Origin of the sequence: Pseudoalteromonas luteoviolacea H33-S, assembly GCF_001625695.1 — a bacterium.
GTDB lineage: Bacteria > Pseudomonadota > Gammaproteobacteria > Enterobacterales > Alteromonadaceae > Pseudoalteromonas > Pseudoalteromonas luteoviolacea_B.
This window is the reverse complement of record NZ_AUXY01000013.1, coordinates 1-25621: the sequence shown is the minus strand read 5'-3', so window position 1 is coordinate 25621 and position 25621 is coordinate 1. Positions and strand designations below refer to the sequence as shown.

Sequence of the window (25621 nt, the reverse complement as noted above, 5' to 3'; positions counted from 1 at the left end):
TTACAAGTCCATCTCTGTCATGGATTTATCATCAAAAGCTGCGCTGATATCGCGCCCGCTAACTATGTCACTGATAACTTCTACTTGAGTCACGCCATGTATTGCCTGCTCAGGATCTGCTTTCAACACACCAATGCGCTGCGCAAGTAAAACAACACTGCTAAAATCAAACACGTCAGCCACGGTGCAACGCACTGCAAAATGTCGGTTAATGCGAGATATCAGCTGCATTGCCATTACCGAGTTACCGCCACAGTCAAAAAAGCTACTGTCTGTGCTCATCTGCTCAATGGGTAATAAGTCAATAAAATACCCAAGTAACGTTTGCTCTATTTGGTTATCTGGAGCGCGATGGCGCGCTACATGGCCAGTTTCAAGCACTGGCAATGCAAGCGACTTGGTATCAATTTTGCCATTCGGTGTGCGAGGCCATTGTTCAAGCCAACTGACAAATTCTGGTACCATATAGCTGGGTAACTTCATCATTAAATGCTGACGAATGGCACTGTACTCCCACTGCACACCTTGCTGTGGACAAGAGAGGCAAAACGCGCATAAATGGGCTGTGCCTGACTGGGCTGTTTTGACTAAGACACGCACATCATCATGACCGAGTAACTTGCGCAATTGATACTCAACTTCAGCCAATTCAATGCGATGCCCATGCAACTTCACTTGATTGTCTAACCGCCCTTGCAACTCAAATCGGCCATCGGGTAAACATCTTGCTTTATCACCTGTTTTGTATAGTCGTAAAGGCTGATGATTAACCGTGTGCTTTACGAAACACTGAGCAGTCAACTCTGCGCGATTAAGATAGCCGTTTGCCAAGCCCGCACCACTTATCCAAAGTTCACCCCAAACACCAATGGGCAACGGGTCGCTTTGCTCGTTGGCCTGCTCAGGCATGACAAACAATCCCGTATTTGCAATGCCATGACCTATGGTAATGTCATGTGCATCGGTAATGTGCGCGACGCTTGACCAAATGGTGGTTTCTGTGGGCCCATACATATTCCAAAGCTGGACATTTTGGTTCAATAGCTTTTCTGCCAGATTAGCAGTCAATGGCTCACCGCCACACAGTACTGTGAGTCCTGCAATACAATTAGGAGCAGCCTGAATAATAAGTTGCCAAAGCGTCGGAGTGGCTTGCATAAAGGAGATCTGCTGTCGCTCAATCAATTCTGAAATCGCCAACGGATCGCTACACGCGGCTTCACTGGCAATCACTAAGGTCGCCCCAGAAATAATGGGTAAGAATAACTCCAATGCCGCAATATCAAATGCCATCGTTGTAATGGCTAACACATGGTCTTGCTGGGAAAGACCTGGCTTATCTTGCATGGAAAGTAAAAAGTTGGCCAAAGCACCATGGCTAATTTCAACCCCTTTTGGACGACCGCTTGAGCCCGAGGTATAAATCACATAAGCGCGCTGCTCACTGGCAACCGCGCTTTTTGGTAATGTGCTTTGGTAAGCAGCAATTTCACTGGCTTCTAGGTCAATATCGACACACACCATGCCCGTATCAACCATGGTTTTAATTTCAGCGCATGGCGCATCGCACAGCAGCAAATTAGCTTGCGCATCTGACAGCACTTCCCGTATTCGCGCTTGCGGGTAAGTAACATCAATGGGCAAATAAGCCGCTCCCGCTTTTAACACGGCGAGCAAAGCGACCAACAGTTTACTGGTGCGTGATAAAGCAACCGCCACTAAACTGCCAGCCCCTACACCTTGCGCCATGAGATGGTGTGCTAACTGATTCGATTGTGCTTCCAACGCTTGGTAACTGAGCTCAGTAATATCATCTTTCACCGCTATTTTTTGCGGTGTGTTGAATGCCTGTTGCGACACCATATCAATTAATGAACCACACTCTAAACTCAGAGAAGCATTGGCCAGTTGTGAAGATAACATCTGGTTATAGTCATCATCTTTTTGCAACTCAAACAAGTCACTGTGCATAGTCTGCTCAGCACAGATGCTGGCCGCCATGACTAGCCAAGACTGCGCAAAACGCGCGAACATGTCATCATCATATCTATCACGTTGATAATCTAGTTCAAACCACCACTGCTCACCAATATTCAAGATATTGCAAGACACTTCAAACTGACCAAAACAGTTGTTACTTGCTAGCGAGGTCGATTGCAAACCACTGAATTCAGGCAACCTTTGTACACGGTCAAAATTAAATACCGTACTTGGCATGATCCAATCTTGCTCACATAAATGGGCATAGGGAAGATGCTGATGTTCAAATCCAGTGAGTAATCTGTCTTGCACCTGTGCGACCAATTCACCAAATGTCATCGTCGCTGAGACATCCAGTTGCAACGGTAACATATTGGTGCAATAGCCAAGTAAATGCGCGTCTAATACGTCGGCGTCTATATCAGGTGAGAGCAGTTGGCGATCTGAGACTGGTACATTGACAGCAATGCGCGTTTGCTCAGACAATTTATGTAACCAAGCCACATAACAGGCCAATAGTGTTGCAAACAATCCGCAACCTTGCGCTTTTGCAACAGATTGTAGGTTTTGCACCGCTTGCGTGCTCACTGGATACCTCAGTTGTTGCACTTGATAGTTAGGCTGAGCTTTCGCATCTCGCTTTAGTGGCAAAGCTAACTGCTCACTACCTGCTAGCTGAGCTTGCCAATATTGCGTATCTTCCCCATAAATATTTGTCTGGGTGTAATTTGACAACGCTTGGGCATATTCACCAAAGCTTGGCGCACTTGGGCAAGCAACTTGCTCATCTGAACTGTAGTTTTGAGCTATTTTTTCCAATACCAACTGTAGAGAAATACCATCACATACAATGTGATGGGCGACCATACTCAAGTAATGGTTGTGCATATTGTCACTCAGTAAATAGAGGCGGCACAGACCCCCTTGCTCAAAATCAAATGACTGATAACGCAGCTCAGACAAACGCTGCTCAACTTCACAAAGGGGCTCCTCAGGCGCAATAGAGAGACACATGAGTTCGGGGGCTGCACGAGTGATATGTTTAAGTTCAGCCACATCGACGCCACAACTTAGTAAAGGAAAGCTGCTCACCACATGCGCTACAGCGCGCTTGAGCTTACCCACATCCAGTGCACCAACCAAGCCAATACTGGCCTGTAAATGATATGCAAGTGCTCCACTTGAACTGCGTAGCGCCAGTGCCAGCAGTTGACTTTGTCCTTGGGTAAGCTGATCCACACTACTGTCGGTGTGTACAGAATGAACTTGCTTTGCAACATCACCAAAATAACCCGCTTGCTGCAATGTGAGAGCACTGTCTTTGACAGCGCGAATGACAAACTCAATATCCTCATCACTGTGTGCGGCACTGATAAAGCAATTGCGCCCTTCCCAAATGAATACCCCACGATTCAATAACTCATAAAAGAACACGTCTAGATTCTGGCTAAATTGAAAGCGAAACAGTGATGAGAATGCATTGATAGCAATCGGAATAGCATGCGCTTGAAAAAATGCATTTAGCTGCTCTTTTAAGTAAGTGGTTTTGCGCGCAAGTTCAATTTGTAACTCAGGGCCTTGACGTTTGATCTCCTTGAGTACCGCAACCGCACTTGCCATGCTCAAAGGGTGCTTACAAAAGGTGCCTGCAAAAAAGGTGGTGTCAGCTTGCGGAAACGACTGATCGCCGTATTGCCACACACCACCATCAATCCCATCAAGATATTCTTTATTACCTGCAACCACACCAATGGGCAAGCCTCCACCGACAATTTTCCCGTAAGTGGCCATATCTGCTTGGATGTCGAGTAACCCCTGTACGCCTCCTGGGTGAGCGCGAAACCCTGTGATCATTTCATCAAAAATTAAAGCGATGCCCAAGCGCTTCGTTAACGCTCTAAGCTGCTTTAAAAACTCGAATGGTTGAAGCTCAGGGTGACGACTTTGCACGGGTTCAACTAACACGGCCGCTATCTCATGGCCATGTTGTTTTATCTGTTCAAGCGCAGAAAAGTCACCGTATTTAAGCACTAAGTTATCGGCAACGGTTTCGTGGCGTACCCCCGAACACATTGGCTCCACACGCTCACCATCCGGCGCGACAGCCGCCAATGTGCCATCAAAATGGCCGTGATAAGCGCCTTCAAATTGAACAATGCGCGGTCGTTTAGTTTTATTTCTGGCGAGCCTTAATGCCGTCATCACCGCTTCAGTGCCCGAGTTGCAAAATGAGACTCGCGCCAAGCCTGTCAACTCACTGATAAGTGAAGCCGCCTCACAAGCTTGCGGGCTTGCAAGCCCTAGCTGAATGCCGCATTCTAATTGCTGAGCAATTGCCGCGTTGATAAATGAGGGCTTATGACCAAACAAATTCACCCCAAAGTCCATGGTAATATCGATGTATTCATTGTCATCAATATCCCAAATTCGAGCACCCTCGCAACGTTTGGCAAAAATGGGGTAAAGCATTTCTTTGCTCGATAACCTAAACCCAGCTGATGCGCGGCAATCGGCAAGATGCGATCTGTGCTGAGAGACCAGCTGCTTAGAAGCTGCCGTCTTTTGGCAGTACTGCGTGCTGAGCGACTCACTGTGCTGACGCATTTCCTCAGTACCTGCTTGCCGCTGCAGTTGCTTGGCTTGAAAACCAGGTAGTACAGATGCCACCGATTGATGAGTCGACTCACTTGCTGAAGGCGTGACTTTTGAGTCTGAAAAACGTGCTTGAGCGGCCGTTGAAAGCGTTGATTTATCTCCAACTTCCCCCCTTGGTTGCTGCCCAAGCCAAGCCAACTGCTGTGCGGTGACATCGGATACACTGAGCTGTGCAGCTTCACTGTTGACGCTGGCGGCCGCTTGCAGCTGTGCAGTACAAATACGCTCAATCAGGTGGTTATTATCAGGTTCATTAATAGGGAAGCTTTCTAATCGTAGACTTGTAGCCTGTGGCGGCGTATTGTCCTCAACAACATCTATTTCTGGCGTCAAATAATCACTATGTTGCGCTACATAGGCGACTAAGTTGGCTACTGTGCTCAATTCTTCATAAAACTGCCGCACACTGAACTCTAAATCGAACTGTTTTTCGAAAATGCGTACAGCCCGCATTATCATCAAAGAATCCACGCCCATTTCTAGCAGCGCCAAGTGCGGATCGATTTGCACAGCATCCATCCCCAGCTCTTTTGCCAAAGTAGATAAAATAAATTCTTCAATGGCTTGCGCCCTGTGAAGCTCATCTGTCACTGGTTGAGGTTGTATGGTGCTAGAGGCAGTTGTTGATGATGGCTCTATTGCACTCATCCAGTGCGTATGCTTATCAAATGGATACTGAGGTAACGGCAAGCGCTGGGGATTAGACTCAGATAAAGATGTGTAAAAATTCGGCCACTTGATGGCAAAACCGAGCTCATACAGACTGGCAATACACTCGCCCAAGCGCTCGCGATCATCACCCTTATCACGTAACACGGATAGGTAAGTCGCTTCGATGCGTGGCAAGTTCTCTTGGATCAAGCCACTTAAAATCGGTTTGGGGCCAAGCTCAATCAAACACATCGATGTCAGCTCATGCAACGACTGCAAGCTGTCATCAAATCGCACTGGTTGCGTAATTTGCTCGCACCAATAATTGGCATCAGTGATTCTGTCTTGCTCCACTTTGCCTGTCACCGAAGAAACAAACTCCTGTGTCGGCTTATGCAAAGTGACCGAGCCGACCACCTTGGCAAATGCCTCTAACATGGGCGCCATAAGTGGCGAGTGGAATGCAGCCCCGGTATTCAGGGCTTTGTAGCGGACTTCCATAGCCGTTAACTGTTGACTAATGTGTGTGATCGCATCCATGCTGCCAGAAAAGACCACGCCCGCTTCCCCATGATAGGCAGAAATAGAAGCTGTATGTGTATGCTCAACAATAACAGACTGCGCTTGCTCAAGGGTGCACCTAGCAGCAATCATTTGGCCACCGGCGTCTAATTCATGCATTAGGGTCGCCCGCGCGCTCACCAACTTAATAGTATCAGCCAGAGACATCACACCGGCAATGCAGGCCGCGGCATATTCACCGACACTGTGGCTGATCAATAAATCGGGGAAAATACCTAATGAATTAAGTCGTTTTGCCATCGCATACTCAACAGCAAAAATGGCGACTTGGGTCCAGCGAATGTGATTTAATTTTTCATGATGTGCCTCTGCATAGAGCACGTCAGTTAAACGCTCATCATAATGCGCAAGCAACAGAGACTCACATTCATCTATTGCCGCTTTAAACACTGCATCAGATTGATACAGTGCTTTGCCCATATCTGGATATTGCGCGCCCTGTCCTGTGAATAAAAACACCACTTTTGGTGGGCTGACGCTTTGATCCGCTGGCATCATAGACATATCAGCATCATTCAACTGCTGCACGAGCGCTTGCTTGTCTATGCCATAAAATGCTTTTTTAACCCCTTTTAAGGCAGGTGAAACCGATACTTGCGCAATCAAATCAGCACTTGCTTTATCACCAAGGTTTTCCAACTGGCATGCAAACTGTTTTGCCCAACTTGATAGTGCCTGTGACGATTTTGCAGCAAGCGGCAACACATAGCTGCTAGGTTGTTTCATTGCTTGATTGTGCACTGCTTTTCCCTTGGGAGGCGGCGCCATAATGACATGCGCATTGGTCCCGCCAAAACCAAATGAGCTCACCGCCGCTAAGCCCTGTGTGCTCTCATTGCTTGGCCAAGGCGTATCTCCGGTTGGGATCGCTATGGCATATTTTTCCCACGGGATATGGCTATTAAGCGTCTCGCTATAGCGCTGCGCAGGGATCTGCTGATGTTTAAAGCACAGCAAGGTTTTGATAAGCCCTGCCAAACCTGCTGCCGACTCTAAATGACCAATATTGGCCTTGATTGACCCCACCAACAGTGTGTTGCTGCGCTGCTGACCGTATACCTGTTGCAGAGCTGACACCTCAATTGGGTCGCCTAGTTTTGTCCCAGTACCATGCGCTTCTACATAATCAATATCTTGTGCAGTAACACCAGCATGCGCAAGTGCAGATTGGATCACTTGCTGCTGTGCACGGCCATTGGGCGCGGTGATCCCATTACTGCGCCCGTCTTGATTAACTGCACTCCCTTTGATCACGCCATAAATCGGGTCATTGTCTTCGATGGCTTGCGATAAAGGCTTTAGTAAAATAGAACCAACGCCTTCGCTGCGTACATACCCATTGGCACTGTCAGAAAACGTCTTGCATCGCCCATCGGCTGCCAGCATCTGCGCGTTATCGCATGCTTGCGATACATCATCGCTCAAAATCAGGTTAACACCCGCCACCAACGCCTGAGGTATATCGCCGCTTCTCATTGCCTGTGCAGCATGATGCAGTGCCACCAGCGACGAGGAACATGCCGTATCAATCGCAAGGCTAGGGCCGGTAAAGTTGTAAAAATACGATAGTCGATTTGCTGCGATACTCAGCGCATTACCCGTACCGAGATAGGCGGTACTTTTTTGCACTTGCTGTGACAGGGAAAAGTAGTCACTTTGTGAAATACCAACATACACCCCTACCTTTAAGCCAGCCAATTGCGCTGGCATATACCCTGCTGATTGAATTGCATGAAACGTATTTTCCAACAGTATGCGCTGCTGAGGATCAATGTGTTTTGCCTCACTTGGTGAAATACCAAAAACCGTGTGGTCAAATTCAGCAATGTCATCTAGATACCCGCCTAAACGCTGTGCATTCACCTCTTCACACAATTGCTGGCGGTGCTCACTTGGGGTGCTAATGGCCTCCTGTTCAGTGCTTAACAACTGCCATAATTCATCTAGGTTATTGGCTCCTGGGTATCGGCAGGCCATGCCAATGACAGCAATATCTGTCTCTTGACTCTCAGCACTGGAGACTGCTTTATTTTGTGACTCGTCACGCGATTGCGCTTGCTTACTTTTTGATTCTATATTTGGGTTGTCTTTACTAGATTGAGTCAGTGCGGCCTTCACTTCATCAAATTGACAAAGATATTGAGCAAGCTCACTGATGCTTGGATACTCATACAAAATGGTCGACTCAAGCTCGATGCCATGTAGTTCAATCAACTCCCCAGAAATGCGCACAGCCTTCATTGAGTCCACCCCCAAGGATAAAAAGGAGGCATCCACATCTAACTCTGTGTGTTCAACACCAACTTCTATGGCGATGATAGTTTGTAGTAGCTGGCACGCACTGCGATATAAAACTTGATCTGATTTAAGCTGTGTATTTTTAGCAGCTAAGGGCGCGGTTTGCTTGTCTGGTTGTCCTGATTTATACGCTGCTAAAACCTCAAAACGCCCTTGTTCATAATGCGCTTTATTTTCTTGGCGTTGCACCTTGCCGCTGGAGGTTTTGCACAAACGGCCAGGCTTGATCAAAACCACATCATAAGGCGCTATGCCATGCTGCTCGACAATGGCACTGATTATTTTGTCTATCACTTGTTTATGATCTAACTTGCGAATAGCGGTGCGTTTAACTTGCTGTACAACAACCAATTTGTCTTCTTTACCAGCATGCACATAAAAAGCTGCGCCGCCATTGCTCTCAAGTGCACTATCACTTTCACTGACCGTGAGTTCAATATCTTGCGGATAATAATTTTTACCGCGGAAAATCAATACATCTTTAGAACGCCCTGTAACAAAGAGTTCATGCTGCTGTAAAAAGCCCAAATCACCCGTACGTAAGTAAGGCCCGCTTTCTTCACCTGCGATAGTCGCTTGGAAAATGGCTTTTGTTTGCTCAGGCTTATTCCAGTAACCTTTAGCAACACTCGCCCCTTTCACCCAGATCTCGCCAACTTCCCCTTCTTGGCAGCGCTTTAGTGTGCTTGGCGATACGATAGCAACTTCATGCTCACACCATGTATGGCCACTAGACACAGCTTGATAAGCTGACGACTCAGCATTGTTCCCATTTTCGATGATGTGTTCCTGTATTTTAGCCACACCATCCAGCATTTTGTCATTATCGAGAGTCAAAATTATCGGCTCGCTAAGCAAGGAGCCACCCGTTGCAAACAGTGTTGTTTCAGCCATGCCGTAGCATGGAGACAAACTCTCTTTACGTAATCCACACTGCTTAAATTTTTCGTAAAAACGCTTAAGAGTGCTGGCGCGAACAGGCTCAGCACCATTTAGAGCTGATTGCCAGTGGGATAAATCAAGCTCTGCTAATTCTTCTTCTTTGATGGTATCAACACACAAGTCGTAGGCAAAATTAGGCGCACTGGATGTCACCCCTTTAAACTCAGTCAGTAGTTTGAGCCAACGTAGTGGTTTTTGTAAAAAGTAGGTAGGATTCATTAAGCACGCTGGCGCACCAACGTAAATTGGCTGCAATATGCCAAAAATTAACCCCATATCATGAAAGTGAGGCAACCAGCTGACGATGGGCGTTTGGCTACTGTGACCAAAGGCCACCTTCATCATTTCTTCGTTATCGATAATATTATCGTGGGTGACCATAACACCCTTTGGTGCCCCAGTAGAGCCAGATGTATATTGTAAAAATGCTAAATCTGGGCCCTGTACTGAAATGGCTTGCCAATCACGCTTAACGTCACTCGTTAAGGTATCCGTTGTAAACAATGCCAAGTCATTGAGACTGGCTTCTGACTCAAACAATGGGCGTGCGATTTCATTCACTTTCTCAGAGGTCAACACACCTTTTGCGCCTGCGTCCTCAATAATGCTTCGTAACCGAGTAATATTTTGATTCTTTTTTGGCGGATACACAGGGACGGCGACTATCCCAGCATACAGGCACGCAAAAAACGCTTCGATAAACGCAAAGCCTGAGTTATATAACAAAAGCGCGCGATCACCTTGCTCAAAGTGCGCACTTAGGTGCTGTGCTATTTGTCTAGCCCGTTGATCTAGCTGCTGATAAGTCAGAGATTGACTAGGAAGGTCGTCGGAGAAAAAGTATTGATACGCAGTGTCACCACCACGAGTATTCGCTAATGTAACTAGCGCAGTCACTAAGTCTGTTTTCATGCCATGCCCACAAAAAGAGTGATTAAGTGATCTCTGTGCTAGGATCTGGCCGCTCGACAGGCTTTGTGTTCTATGCAATGAAGGCTGTTACCGCAATCCTAGCTCTAACCACAAAATTGAAAAAAATTAATCAATTTAAAATTTACAACGAACTAACAACCGCGTGACATATAGCTTATCACTGCTATGCATACGCTTGTAGACGCGCAAAAAAAGAAGGTTAATTAACTTCTAAACACTGCAAATTAAGTTAATAGACTACACCTTTTACCACTACCTAAAAACCAATAAAACATTGATTAAAAAGGATTATAAATAAAAGAAAATGCTACTCATGCAGGCAAGACAACTAGACAACAATACCCATTACCTAAAAATCAGAATATTCTTTATTAATTCATTACTGCCATTAAGATGCTATCACACAAAATGAAAAAATAAATCAAAATTACCAAAAATTAACAAATGGATAGGATATAACCTTTGGTAAAGTTTAAACTTTGTGGAACAGTGCTGCCCAAGTTAGCACTTTTTGCATGTTGTTCCAGACTTTATTATTAAACACATTACGTTATATCAAACAGCGGCCATTTTTATTTTCAAATCTCATCAGTGATTAGCCTAGCAATGCTACATGAAGACTATTTGACATAGATAGACACATCAAAAAATTCATCTTAGTAATGAATAGATACCAGCGCTGTCAAATATTTAAACTTAAATCAGCCATTGCTATCTGTTTAATTAAACTATACTGAAGCTAGGATAGCCGCAGTCTGAAAAGGTAACTGCTTAAGTTAACAGTGAGCACTTTAATGACCTTAACAGATTGCAACTCATCGTCATTAACGGATTAAACAATGTATAGCGACGTTTTTGCTGCCGAGACAGGCAAACGGCAGTAAAGGAATGAAAATGGATAAAGCATATTCAATCAACCTCAAGGTTTGGTTAACACTCCTTTCCACACTCTCAGCAGCTATATTTGCATTGGTGCTTATCATTTTTAGTTTTGGCGTTAAAAAAGACTTTATTGTTGAGCAGACAATTTTCACTGCGACGCAATTTTCAATGAATATGGTATCAGCTGTGCAAGATGGTAGCCCTGATGCTGTTCGTGCAAAAATAAGCGCACCTACTTTTATCATCCCAGCGCCTGTTACGCTGGTAACAGATAAAGCGCTTAATATTTTATATAGCTCAGAGAAAAAGCATGTTGGTTTAAACGCTCAGGCCCTATTTCCACTTATCGACAAGGTGAAAGTCGCTCAAGAAAACACACCGCTGTCATCTCATTTTGATGAAGGCACCAACATTTTAGCGACCTCGCAAATAGTCTCTCTCACGAACACCCAAAATCATGATGCCAATTCATCCCTATTAGTCTATAGCCAATATGATCTCTCAGATACGTTTGCACAGCTATTACAACACTACAATCACAATGCTTGGTTTATCATTTCGGCGATTGTATTTGTCTCTCTGTTAGCATTACTGGTGACCTATTGCTTTATTCACCGCCCTATTTCAGCCTTAGTAAAATACAGTAATCAATTGGGGGATTTTAAATTTATCCGAGAGCACAGTATTGATGGACAAGGAGAACTAAAACTATTAGCAAACAATATTGCACGCGCTTCATATGCGCTTGAACTCGGCTTTAAGCAGCAAAAATACGCAGAGCAAGCAGCCATTGAACAACATAGCATGCTAGAGGGCATTTTTTCTGCACTGCCAGATATCTTTTTTATCATTGATAAACAGGGCAAAATTTTGGAGTGCCATTACAGTAATAATGAAAATCTCCCCATGCCCGAAGTGCAATTTGTCGGTCAAAAACTGGTAGATATATTCCCTTCGCATGCGGCCAAACACTTTATCAAAGCCATATCAACCATTGAGCAAAGCGGTCAGCTAACGCAAATTGATTACAAACTAGAAAGCACAAAAAACAGTAAACATTTTGAAGCGCGCTTAAATGCGATCCCCAATTCACATAAATTAGTTATTGCAGTCAGAGATATCACCGATCAGAAGCGCCAAGAAGAAGTCATTCTCAAGCATGCTTTTTACGATACGCTCACCAACCTACCCAATCGCTTTTTAGCACTCGACCGCCTTCAGCAAATGATCCACGAAGCTAAACGCAACCACCAACTCATAGCGGTCGGATTTATTGATTTAGATGACTTTAAAAAAGTAAACGACTCGATGGGTCATGAGGTAGGAGATAAAGTACTTATTCACTCGGCAAGCGTGTTAAAAAGCGCATTGCGAAAACACGATACCGTTGCGCGCCTTGGCGGCGACGAATTTATATTATTGCTTGGGGATATTCACACTCACCATGATATCACCGCAATCGCAACTAAGCTGGTACAACTATTTCGTTCCCCTTTCGAAATAGATGAACGTGCGTTCACTATCTCTTTAAGTCTTGGTATTGCAGTATTTCCTGACGATGCAGATTCACCGAATGAGCTATTAAGAAAAGCTGATTCAGCCATGTATAGCGCAAAACAAATGGGCAGAAATACCTTTTCATTTTTTACGGAGAGTATGAGCCAAGACCTCAATCGTCGATTAAAACTAGAAGATAAAATGCGTGGCGTGCTAGAAAAGGAAGAGTTTTCAGTCTATTTTCAACCACAATATGATTTATCTAATGGCTTTGTGGTTGGCGCCGAAGCGCTACTACGCTGGCATAATGAAGAATTAGGCTGGATCTCTCCAGCAGAGTTTATCCCGCTTGCAGAGCAAACCGGTTACATCATCGAGCTTGGTGAATTTGTGCTAGAGCAAGCGATTATGCAAATTGTGCATTTACAAACAGTATACCCTCATCCATATCGTATTGCCGTCAATTTATCTCCACGACAATTCAAAGATCCTAACCTAGTCAATACCATTAGTACCCTGATCCACAGGCATAAAATCGACACTCAGTATCTTGAGTTAGAGATCACTGAAGGCGTACTGCTTACCGGTGATGCACTGGTTAAAGATGCCCTATTTGAATTTCATCAGTTAGGCGTTATTGTTTCTATGGATGACTTTGGCACAGGGTACTCGTCTTTAAACTATTTGCGTTTATACCCATTTGACGTAGTGAAAATAGACCAGAGCTTTATCTTTGATATGCACACAAGTGAGCAGGTAGAGCAACTTGTCAAAACCATCATCACCATGGCCCATAATTTAGGTATAAAAGTAATCGCCGAAGGCATAGAAACCCAACTACAATTAGATACTTTAGCTGCACTTGGTTGTGACTTAGGCCAAGGTTACTTTTTAGGTAAACCCATGTCAAAAATTGATTTTGAAGCGTGGTTAGCGCAATATGCACAACAACCTTTGAATATTGAGAATAAATCCTTGTCGATACAAGACTATTAATTTGAATATGTTAGTATTGAGAAGTAGTGTAAGGATTTAGAATATGAATATAGAACTACTCGTTACAAAAGCTAAGCAAGTCTGCGACAATCGCGGTGCACGCTTCACACCTATCAGAGAGAAAGTGTTTCGCTTGCTCGCGACAAAACAAGGTGGTGTTGGTGCATATGATTTGCTCGAAGAGTTAAAAATAACAGAAAGCAGCGCCAAACCTGCTACAGTGTATCGCGCATTAGACTTTTTGTCTGAGCTAGGTTTCATCCATAAAATCGAGAGCACAAACTCATTTATGTTGTGCCACCATTTTGACCATATCCACCCTGTCCAACTCCTGATATGTGATAGTTGTGGGCATGTTCAAGAGCTACATTCTGGTGCCATCTCTCATGAGTTAAATAATTTATCAGCTGAAAAAGGCTTTAAAGTAAAAGCACAGACAATCGAAGCCCATGGGCTATGTGAAAAGTGCCAAGAGTAAGTAGTGCAGCTAACAAAAAAGCCACTACACTTAAACTAATGTCTGTTATAACGAATAAAACAAGGGACCTAAAATATGAATGTTGAGTTCATCAACCCTTTTTTATCTTCACTAATAAATGTATTAGCGACCATGGCGCAAACAGAGTTGACGCCTGGTAAGCCAAAGATAAAAAAAGATGAAGTCGCTCGTGGGGACGTATCTGGATTAATTGGTATGGTTGGCCCACAAACCAAAGGCTCTTTTTCAATTACATTTGATGAGAGCCTTGCGCTTGCCATCATGGAAAGAATGCTTGGTGAACGACCGGAAAAAATCAATGAAGAAGTCACAGATATGGTTGGTGAAATAACCAACATGGTTACTGGTGGCGCTAAAAATTTACTCGGCGAAAAAGGTTATGACTTTGATATGGCAACACCGCTTGTTGTATCTGGACCTGGGCATACGATTACGCATAAATGTGAAGGGGCAAAAATTATCATGCCATTCACCTCAGAAGATGGTAACGCAAATATAGAGGTCAGCTTCGACAAGCTATGAGTTGGCACCAATCTGTGATCACACTGAAGCCTCGAGCACGAGGCTTTCACCTTATTGATGACGAATTACTTCCCCAAATTCCCCAACTGGGTTACTACAAAGTTGGTTTACTTCATTTATTTATTCAGCATACATCAGCTAGCCTTACGGTGAATGAAAATGCGGACCCAACTGTGCGCATGGATATGGAAAGTCATTTCAATCATTTTGTCCCGCAAAACCAACACTATTACCGTCATGACTATGAAGGTGATGATGATATGCCAGCCCATATAAAGTCCAGCACACTCGGATGTGAAGTGACTATCCCTATTTATCAAGGGCAGCTTAATTTAGGCACTTGGCAAGGGATATATTTAGGTGAACACAGAGATCATGGCGGACCGAGGCGCGTTGTTGCAACGCTGCAAGGTCAATTGCTAGAGTGAGCGCTGCTCACTCATCACAGTATTCATAGCTCACACGAGGTGTAACGTTACAAAGCAGCTCGTATGGGATCGTATCCGCACATACGGCAACCTCTTCAACGGGGAGTGTTGGCCCCCACATTTCTACTTCGTCACCCACTGCTATCTGCGCTTCATTACTGCCGATATCGACACTTATCATGTCCATAGATACGCTGCCAACGATGCCATAGCGTTGACCTTTTATTACCACAGGTGTTCCTTGCCTTGCGTGACGAGGATAGCCATCACCATAACCCATAGCAACGACCGCAAGCGTTGTCAATTTCGCACATTGCCATCGTCCACCATAACCAACACGATCGCCCTGAACAACATGCTTTATCGCAATGACACGGGTTTTCAGACGCATGACGGGTTTTAATTCATGATCTGTACCGACTTTATCTAGCATAGGTGATACACCGTACAACATCAGTCCAGATCTCACCCAATCAAAATGCGCATCAGGCCAACCAATTACCCCAGCAGAATTTGCCAAACAGAGCGCTTCGTTCGTCCCAGATACAATTGAGGCAAACAAATTTATCTGCGTTTGCGTAAAGTCATTGCCCACATCATCTGCACACGGAAAATGCGTCATTAAATTCACCGCAGGTTTAACATTGTCGCATTGTTTTAAACGCCGATAAAAGTTGTCAAATTGCTCAGGCTCCACACCCAAGCGGTGCATGCCAGTATCAACTTTCAACCAAACTGACAATGGCATATCCAGATCGCTTTGCTCAATTGCAGCTAGCTGGCTCTCATCATGCACAACGGTCTCAAAGTTATTGGCAAGGAGAATGGGTAAGTCGCTCGGATCGAAGAAGCCTTCAAGTAAAATAATGGGCTTAGTTAAGCCGCCAGCACGCAGTGCCAATGCTTCGTCGATCCGTGCCACGGCGAAAGCATCTGCATCAGACAAGCACTGAGCAATTTTAACTAAACCATGTCCATAAGCATTGGCCTTTAGCACCGCCATCACTTTTGAATGAGGCGCAATTTCTTTTACGCGCGCCAAATTGTAACGCAGTGCAGGTATATTTATTTCAGCTGTGGCTAAACGCATTGCCAGTAACCCTCATTACTTCTGGGCTTAATACTCATCATCCATGGCAGGCCCAGCATAATTATCAAAACGAGAGTATTGACCTTGGAAGGTTAACCTAACCTTACCAATTGGACCGTTACGCTGTTTACCTATGATAATTTCAGCAGTGCCTTTGTCTGGAGTGTCATCGTTATAAACTTCATCACGATAAATAAACATGATTAAGTCGGCATCCTGCTCGATTGACCCTGACTCCCTCAAATCTGAGTTAACTGGGCGTTTATCTGCTCGTTGCTCTAGGGTACGGTTAAGCTGAGAAAGGGCAATAACAGGACACTCAAGTTCTTTTGCTAATGCTTTTAATGAACGAGAGATCTCTGCGATTTCCAAAGTACGGTTATCAGATAAGCTAGGTACACGCATAAGCTGCAAATAGTCCACCATGATCATACTGATCCCGCCATGATCTCGGGCGATACGACGTGCTCTAGAACGCACATCAGTAGGCGTCAAACCCGATGCGTCATCAATATACATCTGCCCTTTTTCCATTAAAAGGCCCATGGTAGACGATAAACGCGCCCAATCATCATCATCTAATTGACCTGTTCTCACCTTAGTTTGGTTAATACGGCCAAGTGATGCCAACATCCTCATCATGATCTGTTCCGAGGGCATCTCTAGTGAATAGATTAGTACAGGTTTATCCTGCGTCATTGCGGCGTGCTCAGCTAAGTTCATCGCAAATGTGGTTTTACCCATCGATGGACGCGCTGCAACAATAATCAGATCTGACGGCTGTAAACCCGCGGTCATCTGATCTAAGTCTGAGTAGCCAGAGCTCACCCCAGTTACACCATCTTGTGGAGACTGATAAAGCTCTTCGATTTTGTCTATGGTCTTTTCCAAAATACTGTGAATATTTTGCGGACCTTCAGTACTCTTACTGCGCTGCTCTGCAATTTTGAAAACTTTACTTTCAGCCAAATCCAGTAAATCATGACTTGTTCGCCCTTCAGGATTAAAGCCCGCTTCTGCAATTTCATTGGCAACTGATATCATCTCTCGAACAACGGCACGTTCACGCACAATACTGGCATAAGCATCAATATTGGCGGCACTTGGCGTGTTTTTGGCAATTTCAGCCAAATAAGCGAATCCACCAATCGAGTCTAATTGGTTGTTCTTTTCCAAGTTCTCAGAAATGGTAATCAGATCTATCGGCTGACCAAGCTCAACGAGTTTAGTCATGGCTTCGAAGATCAGTTTATGCGTGCGTGTGTAAAAGTCTTGTGCAACAACCAGTTCCGCAACGCGGTCAAATGCTTGGTTATCAAGCATTAAGCCCCCTAAAACAGACTGCTCTGCTTCGATGGAGTGCGGTGGAACTTTTAGTGTATCGACTTGTTGATCAGGTTTGGCCATAGTACGACAAAAACAAATGAGTGGATTTGTTATTGTAACCTTAAAACAGATAAAACTGAATGCTGATGAGCTCAGTGATGAGGCTAATCGTCAAAAAGTACTGGCCCAACAGAGTTGGGCCGAAGTCATTAGCGGTGTTTTTTCAGTTCAATGCGACCACTGACTGTGTCTATTTCAATATCAGCATCACCCGAGCCGATTGTGAATTCGAGCTCTCTGGATGGGCCATACTTTGCTTTGTGTACTGTATCATTACTCAGCTCATTTGAGATTTTACCACCCGCATGCGCATCAATATCAAACTTGGCAGAAATATCTGATGGGAAATATAACTCAGCATCTCCACTGACTGACTCGAGGTTCACTCTGGCATTAGGTAGTAATTTAGCAACTTTAACTTCAATTTCGCCGTTAACAGTATTCAGTCTTAGCTCTTGTAATTGCGCAATCTCAAAATCAACCTCTCCATTGACATTTTCCAGTCTAATTTCTGTTGCCTGCGTTTTGCTTTCAACGGAGCCATTTACCGCATTGAAGCGCACCTTACCCTTTGAGCCGATGTCTTCGATGTCGCCATTGACCGTTTCATAACGAATACGGCCGTCTAAATCTTTGCTCTCGATATCACCATTAACTGTTTCAAGACGCACTTTACCACTGATCTGGGCAGCTTTAATGTCACCATTAACCGTTTTTATGTAAGCACCCGCCGATAACTGAGCGGCTTCAACATCCACTTGTACACCTTCAAACACCAATTCACTTTGCTTTGGCATGAAAACTTTAAGGTTAGAGCCATCATGTTGACGTCCCCAATTTCTTGAGCTCGAGGGCATCTTCACAATAAACTTTGTCTTGCTGCCTTTACTCTCAAGTTTATATCCTTTGGCATCTTCATCTAGCTCCCCCACCACTTTAAATGCGGGCTTATCCCATGTCATTATTTCTACATGGCCACGTTGATTTTCAATGTAAACCTTGCCATCTAATGGGATTTCAATCTCTTTATCAATCTTGTCACCCGCCAACGTCGCCAAAGGGAACATGGCTAAACTCAACATCAATGCTTTCATCCTACTTCTCCTAAATTTTTTGCCAACGAGGTTGATGAACTCGCTCTATTAAATCTAATTGTTGCTGATAAACCTGAGCTAACATCTGCAGCAAAGCGGCATTTTGCGTATCATTCTCAAGCGCAAGCTTAATCGCTTGCTCAGCTTCTTCTAATTCTTGTAGCTGCACTTGCCAATCATTGGTCAGTGCAGGTTGGTTGCCATATTGAACCAGTAAAATTTGCTTTTGTTGCTCAAAATACTGGCTCATTTGCACCATATTATTCTGTTCGGGTATACTCAAACTAAAGTACATCACACACATACCAACACAGGTTGCAGCAGCAAGCGCTGACATTTGACGCCAAACCCCATTACCCTTAGCCGCTTCGTTAATATGCACCGTATCTGATTGTGCATTGATAGCTTTATCAATACCTTGCCAAAGTGGTCGCTGAGGTTCAGGCAAATCTTGTTGCTGCTGTGCTTTGCTCACTTCTTGAGACAAAAACTCATCAAATGTTGGCTTAGTCATTTTCATACCACTCCTGTAACAACTTTTTTGCTCTGTGGTACTGAGATTTACTCGACCCCACAGCCATACCTAACATCTCGGCGATTTCTTCATGGCGATAACCTTCCACACCATGAAGTACGAATACCAGTCTGGCTCTTTCTGGAAGCCTAAGCACTAGCTTATCCAACCCGTTTAAATCACCGCACAAAGCAATCCCCGCTTCATCCATACCGCTGTTTTCAAAGCTAACGACTTTTTGTAACCAGTTTTTATGCTTACGCAAATAACTAATCGCGATGTTTGATGTGACACTGTGCAACCACGTCGTAAACTTAGACTTGCCATCAAATTGCGAAATTTTATGCCATAGCTGAACGAATACTTCCTGACTGGCATCTTCAGCGTGAGCCTGATCAGCAAGTAATCGTAAACACAACGCATAAACGCGTCGGTGACATTGCTCATATAAAGCCGCAAATGCCGCTTGGTCGCCCTGCTGAGTGCGCTTAACCAACTGTTCAAGCTCATCACAAGGATGTATGGCGTCAACTAACATATTTTAATTCCTTTACTGCAAGGCAATGATAATGACATAACAAAGCAAAAAAAAAAGTACTTAAACCCAGTTTTAACATACGCTTATCTGACCTGCCATCTAAAGTCACATCAGGCCTTTGCAGTGCCTTTCATAATTTGTAAGACGCAGCGCAATGAGAAAAGGTTTAAATTAAATTGAAATGTTTTTAATAAGATAAGCACAGCTGGCACTGCGCATACTATTTGGACGTGAATAAACCTCTAACTTATGATTTATTCACTCTTACTGGTCTCTTCTGTATCGTCAGTAAACTCTTCAGGATGCTTATAGCGCCAACCTACAAATTTTAATATTGCAGGCTCTTTCACCGTGCCGCCATTACCAAGCTTAAGATCTTTCAACGCTTCATCAAAATGAATACCGCTGCCACCATTCGCCTCAATCGTCGCGCCGCGCACAGTACCAAAAAACTGGCCACTGCCGTTCATAGAAATTGAGGTCAGTGGTGCATAGATCACCGCATATAAAGATGATGTGCCACTGACAATTACACCATTTTTATTGTCTGCACTATTATCATTAGGGTCAGGATTATAGGATGAAAAAATATTGAATGTGCCAAGGCCGCTCTCTGTTATACCAGGATCTTCTGTGATAACTTGGGCACTACCTCCTAATCTCACTTTACCTGTCACAAACACTGTTAAGCTGGTGCCTTTGGCAATCTTTAGCTGGCTATTACCAGTCATAATAAAATCACCGTCTATCAACCAAATTACGTCGCCACCGCCAGTGCCATTAGAAGAAACCGTTTTAACATTGACCAAGCCATCACCACTTAAGGTAAGACTTTTCATGTTATATACGTATTCACTGTCCTCGTTTAGTCTACCGTGAACTTGCTTATTCACTCCAAATAAATAAATATCAGTCTCGTTGGATATCCAAGATCTCGTCTCTTGCCACTGCCCTTGGACTTTTTCTTCTAGCCCTGCGCGCTGCGGACGAAATGTGAAAATTTGATTCGATTTTACAACCAAATTTTCTTCACTGTTATTGTGTGTCATGATATCTGGCATATTGCTAGGTAGCGCAAGCGGGTCGCATTCATCAACCGTTGTCTGGTCATGATTCGGTGAGTCCGGATCATAAACACGCACGGCTTCTACATTGGGATTAACATTAAATTTTTCTGCAGTGTAATATACGCCATCTTGAGAGTGCTCTGTGGCCAACTCAAACTTACCTGTGCCACCATATTGAATATCTAAAGGATCATTGAACTCGTTGAGAATATCAGCCCCCCAGAGCATTTCTACATTCCCATTAGCACGCACAACACCGGTAATGTCACCGCCTCGATGAATGATGAACCCTTGCGTCAATGCATCCCCTTGGACTCGAACACCGCTACCATGTGAGATATCAATGCCCGTATTGGATTGCACATTACCAATGACAGGCGATGAGCCCTTGAGGTACAAGACACCTGAAGCTTTAACATCGCCTCGAATAGGCGAGTGCCCAGAGAGTACCACATCCGAGTCGCCAATCACGGTATTCACATCGCCATTGTCACCGCGAGAGTTTTCGTAGTCGCCAATTTTAGAATTGTAACTATCCACCAAGCCACTACCCGATAAGTTAACCCCTTTACATCCTGTTACTGGATTATTAAAAACCGGTTCAACAACGGCATCTGTGAATTCAAAAACCGCCACCATATTATTAGCAGCGTCGTCCCCATATTTATTACCAAGACTGCCTACTTCAATGATGCCAGCTTCCGGTGAGGTGATTGTTGTTGAAAATTGACCATCTCCAGTAGCTTGATTATTAATACCTGAAACATTCTCTAATACATCAGCCAATGTCGCTGAGGGGTTGATCGTGGTTGCATAATCGTTTAAATCATCAGCAGTGGCAAATACGCCTTTTTCAGCTTGCAAACGCGCATTCAAATCTTTTTGGAAGTTACCGCTCAATCGTTCTTGTACTATGGTGTCCTTCATTGACGTAAATACCACCACACTGGCCATGGTGCTCAATAACATGACCTTAATGAGTGTAAATCCCGATTGTCGCGAAAAACGTTTCATTAGCCCTAGCCTTATGGATTTGTAAATACGGCTTTATCAAGCACGAGTCGATTTGCCGCAATATCAATTTGAATGCCATTCTCAAATTGCTTTGGCATATCTGTTGGCTTGACGATAATACTGATTAATATTCCATCTTCATCAAAACTCAGCACTTCTACGCCTCGTAAAAGCTGTACCGGACCGTCACCTATATCACAGGTTAAATAGCCGTTAGACAATGTGTATAACTCAGAATAATCTGCTACTGGCACGCTCCCGTCACACGCAAGTTGCAATGCTTTTTGATGAACTCGTAAAGCGGCTTTATTATTCTCTAGCTCTGGTTTTTGGTGCGTCTGCTTAATGCTTCGCGTCATCACTTGACTGGTATAACGGATAACCTCTTGCGCATGTGATAACTCTTTACTTGCAACCACGGTACTCTTAATCGCCGTGTATGACATGGCAACTCCTGAGAGTAAAAACAGCCCTGCTGCCATCGCAACAAGGAGCTCAATTAACGTATAACCACACCCTTTAAATTTAGTTACAAGGGCTTGCTGGCGTTGGGGCTGGTACATATACATAACTGGCTACTAATGTAATTTGATTCAAGAGATTATTTTGGTTGTCATTTTGTACTCGACTGTCATCCCAACTAACCGTAAATGTCACGTCTCGTTGATCTGGTGAGTTGCTAATTAAAACCGGATCATTGTATCTATCTGGGGTAATACCAAGTGTAAAACGAGTATCCGCTGGGTGTAGCCTCGCAACTTTGTCTTTACTAATCGTCACTAAATCTTGATCAACATGCTGAAAATGACAGAGATCTGTCCACATACGCTCAATTGCATTTTGGCCATGCACCAATGCCAAGGTATAGTTAAAACTATTATTAGCAAATTGCAATGACTTCAACTGTGCACCTGCCAAGCCCAATAAAGCCACACCGGCGATCACAATGGATACCATCACCTCAATTAATGAAAACCCCTTTTCTAAACGCAATTTTCAGCAGCCTCACCAATCCAACTTTGACCGCTTCTTAATATACATAAACGGTAATCAAGCGTGCTATTGTCATTATCACTCACTAAAATATTACTCACTTGGTTTATCTCACCCGTCGATCTTATCTCACGATCGACTAACCCTACCTGAATAGATTCGTGTCCAATTGTAAACGTGCGTAATGTTTTTTCTTCCCCATCCACCAAAGTATTCACCAACCACTGCGAATTTTGTTTAACCAACCTAACAGACTGCTCTCTTTTTACCGCTTCACTGCGCGCATATTGATATACGCTGTTTAATTGATGAATATTTGAATCAACACGGTCTTGTTTAATGTAGGTAACAACCGAGGGCATTGCCAAACTTGCAAGCACAGCAACCAAAGCAACGCAGACAAGTAACTCGATTAAAGTAACGCCGCAATGTTTTGACTTACCAACACACATCAACTGGCCCATCTGAGAAGCCTTTACCCTGCTCATCTAATCTTAACGTTCCGCATATATCAGATACCTGAGTAGTGTTCGTCTTAGGCGTAGCACTGATACTAAATCGTAAGTTTCTATGTGTGCCTACTGCACCAGCGGGTTTACCAAGTGGCGTATAACGCAAGTCGTAATGTGAATGCACTTTATTGATGGTGAATTTACTTCTATCAGGGTAGCCACCATTTCTCGAATAAATACGCTCCAATTTTACAGCTTCTTGGTACATTAATTGTTGTACATCCGCTCGGTTGCCCTTTCGTAAGTAATCTAAATAGCTAGGTAACGCAATACTCGCAAGAACAGCAACCAGCGCAACCACCATCAGTAATTCAATTAACGTAAAGCCACGCACACCACGACGATTAAACATTATTCTCCAAATTCAAATGATAACGCTGTCATATTTTTCAAAATACCACTGTATGATATTTGGACAGCAAAAAAAAGTATCTAATAAAAAAGAGTTAACTAAATTATCACAAATCAACTTTATATAAAATGGGTACGATATTACATGACATTACTAATGTGTACCTATCATTTTAATATATAGGCGCAATTTTGCCGTATTTGTGATTTAGATTAATTTTTCAACTTGTATGTATGAATCTTCCGTAATCAATCGCGATATTCATCGCTTTTTTATACTGAAAATTTATGTCGTTGTAATTTTTTCAGAGGAGGGATAAAACCGCACACTGGGTGTGCGGTTTACGCTTAATAAATTAAGCTTCTGCGATAACGATAACTTTGATAGTTGCCGTTACGTCAGAGTGAACTTGGATAGCTACGTCGAATTCACCAGTCTCACGGATAGTGCCTAGAGGTAGGCGAACTTCAGCTTTAGCTACTTCAACACCAACTGCAGAAATCGCGTCTGCGATGTCACGAGTACCGATAGAGCCAAATAGCTTACCTTCGTCACCCGCTTTAGAAACTAGAGTAACTTCAGCTAGTGCTTCAAGTTTTTCAGCACGAGCTTGAGAAGCTGTTAGTTCTTCTGCGATTTTTGCTTCTAGCTCAGCGCGGCGAGCTTCGAAAGTTTCGATGTTAGCTTTGTTTGCAGGAACTGCTTTACCCTTAGGGAATAAGAAGTTACGTGCGAAGCCAGATTTAACAGAAACCTGGTCACCTAGGTTACCTAGGTTAGCGATCTTGTCTAGTAGAATAACTTGCATGTCTCTACACCTTTTAAAAACTATTAATCAGCCGGCTTACTTATGTAAGTCAGTGTACGGAAGAAGGGCTAGGTAGCGAGCACGCTTGATAGCTGCTGCTAGCTGACGCTGGTACTTAGCGCTTGTACCTGTGATACGGCTAGGTACGATTTTGCCACTTTCAGTTACATAGTTTTTAAGAGTAGCTAGATCTTTGTAATCGATTTGTTGTACGCCTTCTGCTTTGAAACGGCAGAACTTACGACGTCTGAAATAACGTGCCATGAGTAATTTCCTCAATTAATTCTTTCAATATGTTGTGCATGAAGTACAAGCTGGCTCAAGCCGTTTCGGCTCTCGTGGCGATTTAAAAATCCCCTCACTTGCAACCCTTGCCCAACGTATAAATGCTCTAGTTGATTTCGGAACTTATCACCGCTAGCAACAACTTGAATTCGCACATAACTATTACGGTTAAGGTCGGCTTCAATTTGCATCGACTTATGCTCTAAAACAAAAATGCAATGCGCAATGCCAGCAGGACTTTGACTATATTTTGGTGTTTTGCAAACAATCCCAGATAAAACGAACTGGTTTGTATAAGGGTCTGCTTGAGTTTGCACCAATTACCTCTAGAGGTGAGTCAAATCCGAATCAATAACGATTAAGCAGATGCTGCTTCTTTTTTCTCTTCTTTAGCAAGAGGAGAAGCTTCTGTTACAGCGTTCTTAGTACGCATAACTAGGTTACGTAGCACTGCATCGTTGTAGCGGAAAGAAGTTTCAAGTTCGTTGATTACTTCAGTTGGCGCTTCAACGTTCAAAAGAACATAGTGTGCTTTGTGAAGCTTTTCGATTGGGTAAGCCAGTTGACGACGACCCCAGTCTTCTAAACGGTGGATAGTACCGCCAGCTTCAGTGATAGAACCAGTATAACGCTCGATCATACCTGGAACTTGCTCACTTTGGTCTGGGTGAACCATGAATACGATTTCGTAATGACGCATGGATATTCCTTACGGTTAGTATAGCCTCGTCCCGTTTCGGCCGGCCGGGTTAAGGCAAGGAACGACTAATATGGCCGAAAGAGCGCGTATTTTACGCATAGTGCTAAAAATAAGCAATCTTTTTATGCAAGAAATCAGGATTAATAGAGAAAAAAGTTATAAGAATTTGAAAAATAGAAAATAGTAGGGAGAGAGTTGGAGCGGCACACGAGGTTCGAACTCGTGACCTCGACCTTGGCAAGGTCGCGCTCTACCAGCTGAGCTAGTGCCGCTTCATAGTTTGCTCTAAATTGTCCGCTGGAGCGCGACGGGTCGCGTCTAACGTTTTAGCAGCTGAGCTAGTGCCGCATCACATTTGCTTATTATTTAATAAGACTTTTTTGTTGGAGCGGCACACGAGGTT

At 43.9% G+C, this 25621-nt stretch carries 19 protein-coding genes and 1 tRNA gene; 4 read left to right on the top strand and 16 right to left on the bottom strand.

All coding sequences use genetic code 11. The features are described 5' to 3' along the window. Complete coding sequence (locus N477_RS00755) at positions 1–10020, bottom strand: hybrid non-ribosomal peptide synthetase/type I polyketide synthase (RefSeq protein WP_063361293.1); 10020 nt, start codon at positions 10018–10020, stop codon at positions 1–3. Positions 10021–10935: 915 nt separating this feature from the next. On the opposite strand from N477_RS00755, the gene N477_RS00750 reads away from it, so the two are divergent. The 4 genes from N477_RS00750 to N477_RS00735 all read left to right on the top strand — a co-directional run bounded on the left by N477_RS00750 (position 10936) and on the right by N477_RS00735 (position 14865). Beyond that, positions 10936–13416, top strand: coding sequence for an EAL domain-containing protein (locus N477_RS00750; protein WP_063361294.1), 2481 nt, complete (start codon positions 10936–10938; stop codon positions 13414–13416). A 43-nt stretch (positions 13417–13459) separates the two neighbouring features. Continuing rightward, a complete protein-coding gene (gene zur / locus N477_RS00745; protein WP_046355917.1) occupies positions 13460–13894 on the top strand; it encodes a zinc uptake transcriptional repressor Zur in 435 nt (144 codons plus the stop codon). 75 nt (positions 13895–13969) lie between these two features. Next, the gene (locus tag N477_RS00740; RefSeq protein WP_023400721.1) at positions 13970–14437 is read left to right on the top strand and encodes a chemotaxis protein CheX; all 468 of its coding nucleotides are present in this window, start codon (positions 13970–13972) and stop codon (positions 14435–14437) included. Next, the gene (locus N477_RS00735; protein WP_063361295.1) at positions 14434–14865 is read left to right on the top strand and encodes a secondary thiamine-phosphate synthase enzyme YjbQ; all 432 of its coding nucleotides are present in this window, start codon (positions 14434–14436) and stop codon (positions 14863–14865) included. Before N477_RS00740 ends, N477_RS00735 begins: the two co-directional genes overlap by 4 nt. Before the next feature lie 7 nt (positions 14866–14872). Here N477_RS00735 and alr read toward each other — a convergent pair whose 3' ends face one another. The 15 genes from alr to N477_RS00660 form a co-directional block, all read right to left on the bottom strand. Next, complete coding sequence (gene alr, locus N477_RS00730; RefSeq protein ID WP_063361296.1) at positions 14873–15955, bottom strand: alanine racemase; 1083 nt, start codon at positions 15953–15955, stop codon at positions 14873–14875. A gap of 27 nt (positions 15956–15982) precedes the next feature. Then, on the bottom strand, positions 15983–17362 hold the full coding sequence (gene dnaB / locus N477_RS00725) for a replicative DNA helicase (RefSeq protein WP_063361297.1): 1380 nt from the start codon (positions 17360–17362) through the stop codon (positions 15983–15985). Between the two features lie 128 nt (positions 17363–17490). Then, positions 17491–18435 carry a DUF4097 family beta strand repeat-containing protein gene (locus tag N477_RS00720; protein ID WP_063361298.1) on the bottom strand — a complete coding sequence of 315 codons (945 nt, stop codon included), beginning with the start codon at positions 18433–18435 and terminating at the stop codon, positions 17491–17493. A 10-nt stretch (positions 18436–18445) separates the two neighbouring features. Beyond that, a complete protein-coding gene (locus N477_RS00715) occupies positions 18446–18949 on the bottom strand; it encodes a hypothetical protein (RefSeq protein WP_063361311.1) in 504 nt (167 codons plus the stop codon). Then, positions 18942–19487, bottom strand: a complete 546-nt coding sequence (locus N477_RS00710; protein WP_063361299.1) for an RNA polymerase sigma factor — start codon at positions 19485–19487, stop codon at positions 18942–18944. Before N477_RS00710 ends, N477_RS00715 begins: the two co-directional genes overlap by 8 nt. Positions 19488–19741: 254 nt before the next feature. Next, complete coding sequence (locus N477_RS00705; protein ID WP_063361300.1) at positions 19742–21568, bottom strand: DUF7305 domain-containing protein; 1827 nt, start codon at positions 21566–21568, stop codon at positions 19742–19744. 11 nt (positions 21569–21579) lie between these two features. Then, entirely contained in the window at positions 21580–22137 is a 558-nt protein-coding gene (locus N477_RS25860; RefSeq protein ID WP_231098081.1) for a prepilin-type N-terminal cleavage/methylation domain-containing protein, read from the bottom strand. After that, complete coding sequence (locus tag N477_RS25855) at positions 22094–22561, bottom strand: type IV pilus modification PilV family protein (protein WP_063361302.1); 468 nt, start codon at positions 22559–22561, stop codon at positions 22094–22096. Before N477_RS25855 ends, N477_RS25860 begins: the two co-directional genes overlap by 44 nt. Next, on the bottom strand, positions 22552–23025 hold the full coding sequence (locus N477_RS00690) for a GspH/FimT family pseudopilin (protein ID WP_231098082.1): 474 nt from the start codon (positions 23023–23025) through the stop codon (positions 22552–22554). Before N477_RS00690 ends, N477_RS25855 begins: the two co-directional genes overlap by 10 nt. Then, entirely contained in the window at positions 23000–23425 is a 426-nt protein-coding gene (locus N477_RS00685; RefSeq protein WP_063361303.1) for a type IV pilin protein, read from the bottom strand. The genes N477_RS00690 and N477_RS00685 overlap by 26 nt, the downstream gene beginning before the upstream one ends. 355 nt (positions 23426–23780) lie before the next feature. Then, positions 23781–24233 carry a 50S ribosomal protein L9 gene (rplI, locus tag N477_RS00680; protein WP_039607618.1) on the bottom strand — a complete coding sequence of 151 codons (453 nt, stop codon included), beginning with the start codon at positions 24231–24233 and terminating at the stop codon, positions 23781–23783. Between the two features lie 36 nt (positions 24234–24269). Then, complete coding sequence (rpsR, locus tag N477_RS00675; RefSeq protein ID WP_005493466.1) at positions 24270–24497, bottom strand: 30S ribosomal protein S18; 228 nt, start codon at positions 24495–24497, stop codon at positions 24270–24272. 11 nt (positions 24498–24508) lie between these two features. Then, complete coding sequence (gene priB, locus N477_RS00670; protein WP_039607617.1) at positions 24509–24838, bottom strand: primosomal replication protein N; 330 nt, start codon at positions 24836–24838, stop codon at positions 24509–24511. Positions 24839–24876: 38 nt separating this feature from the next. Then, positions 24877–25218 (bottom strand): 30S ribosomal protein S6, encoded by a 342-nt coding sequence (gene rpsF / locus N477_RS00665; protein ID WP_023400735.1) that lies wholly within the window; start codon positions 25216–25218, stop codon positions 24877–24879. Positions 25219–25414: 196 nt separating this feature from the next. Further along, positions 25415–25490: transfer RNA gene (locus N477_RS00660), tRNA-Gly, on the bottom strand. Between the last annotated feature and the right edge of the window lie 131 nt (positions 25491–25621).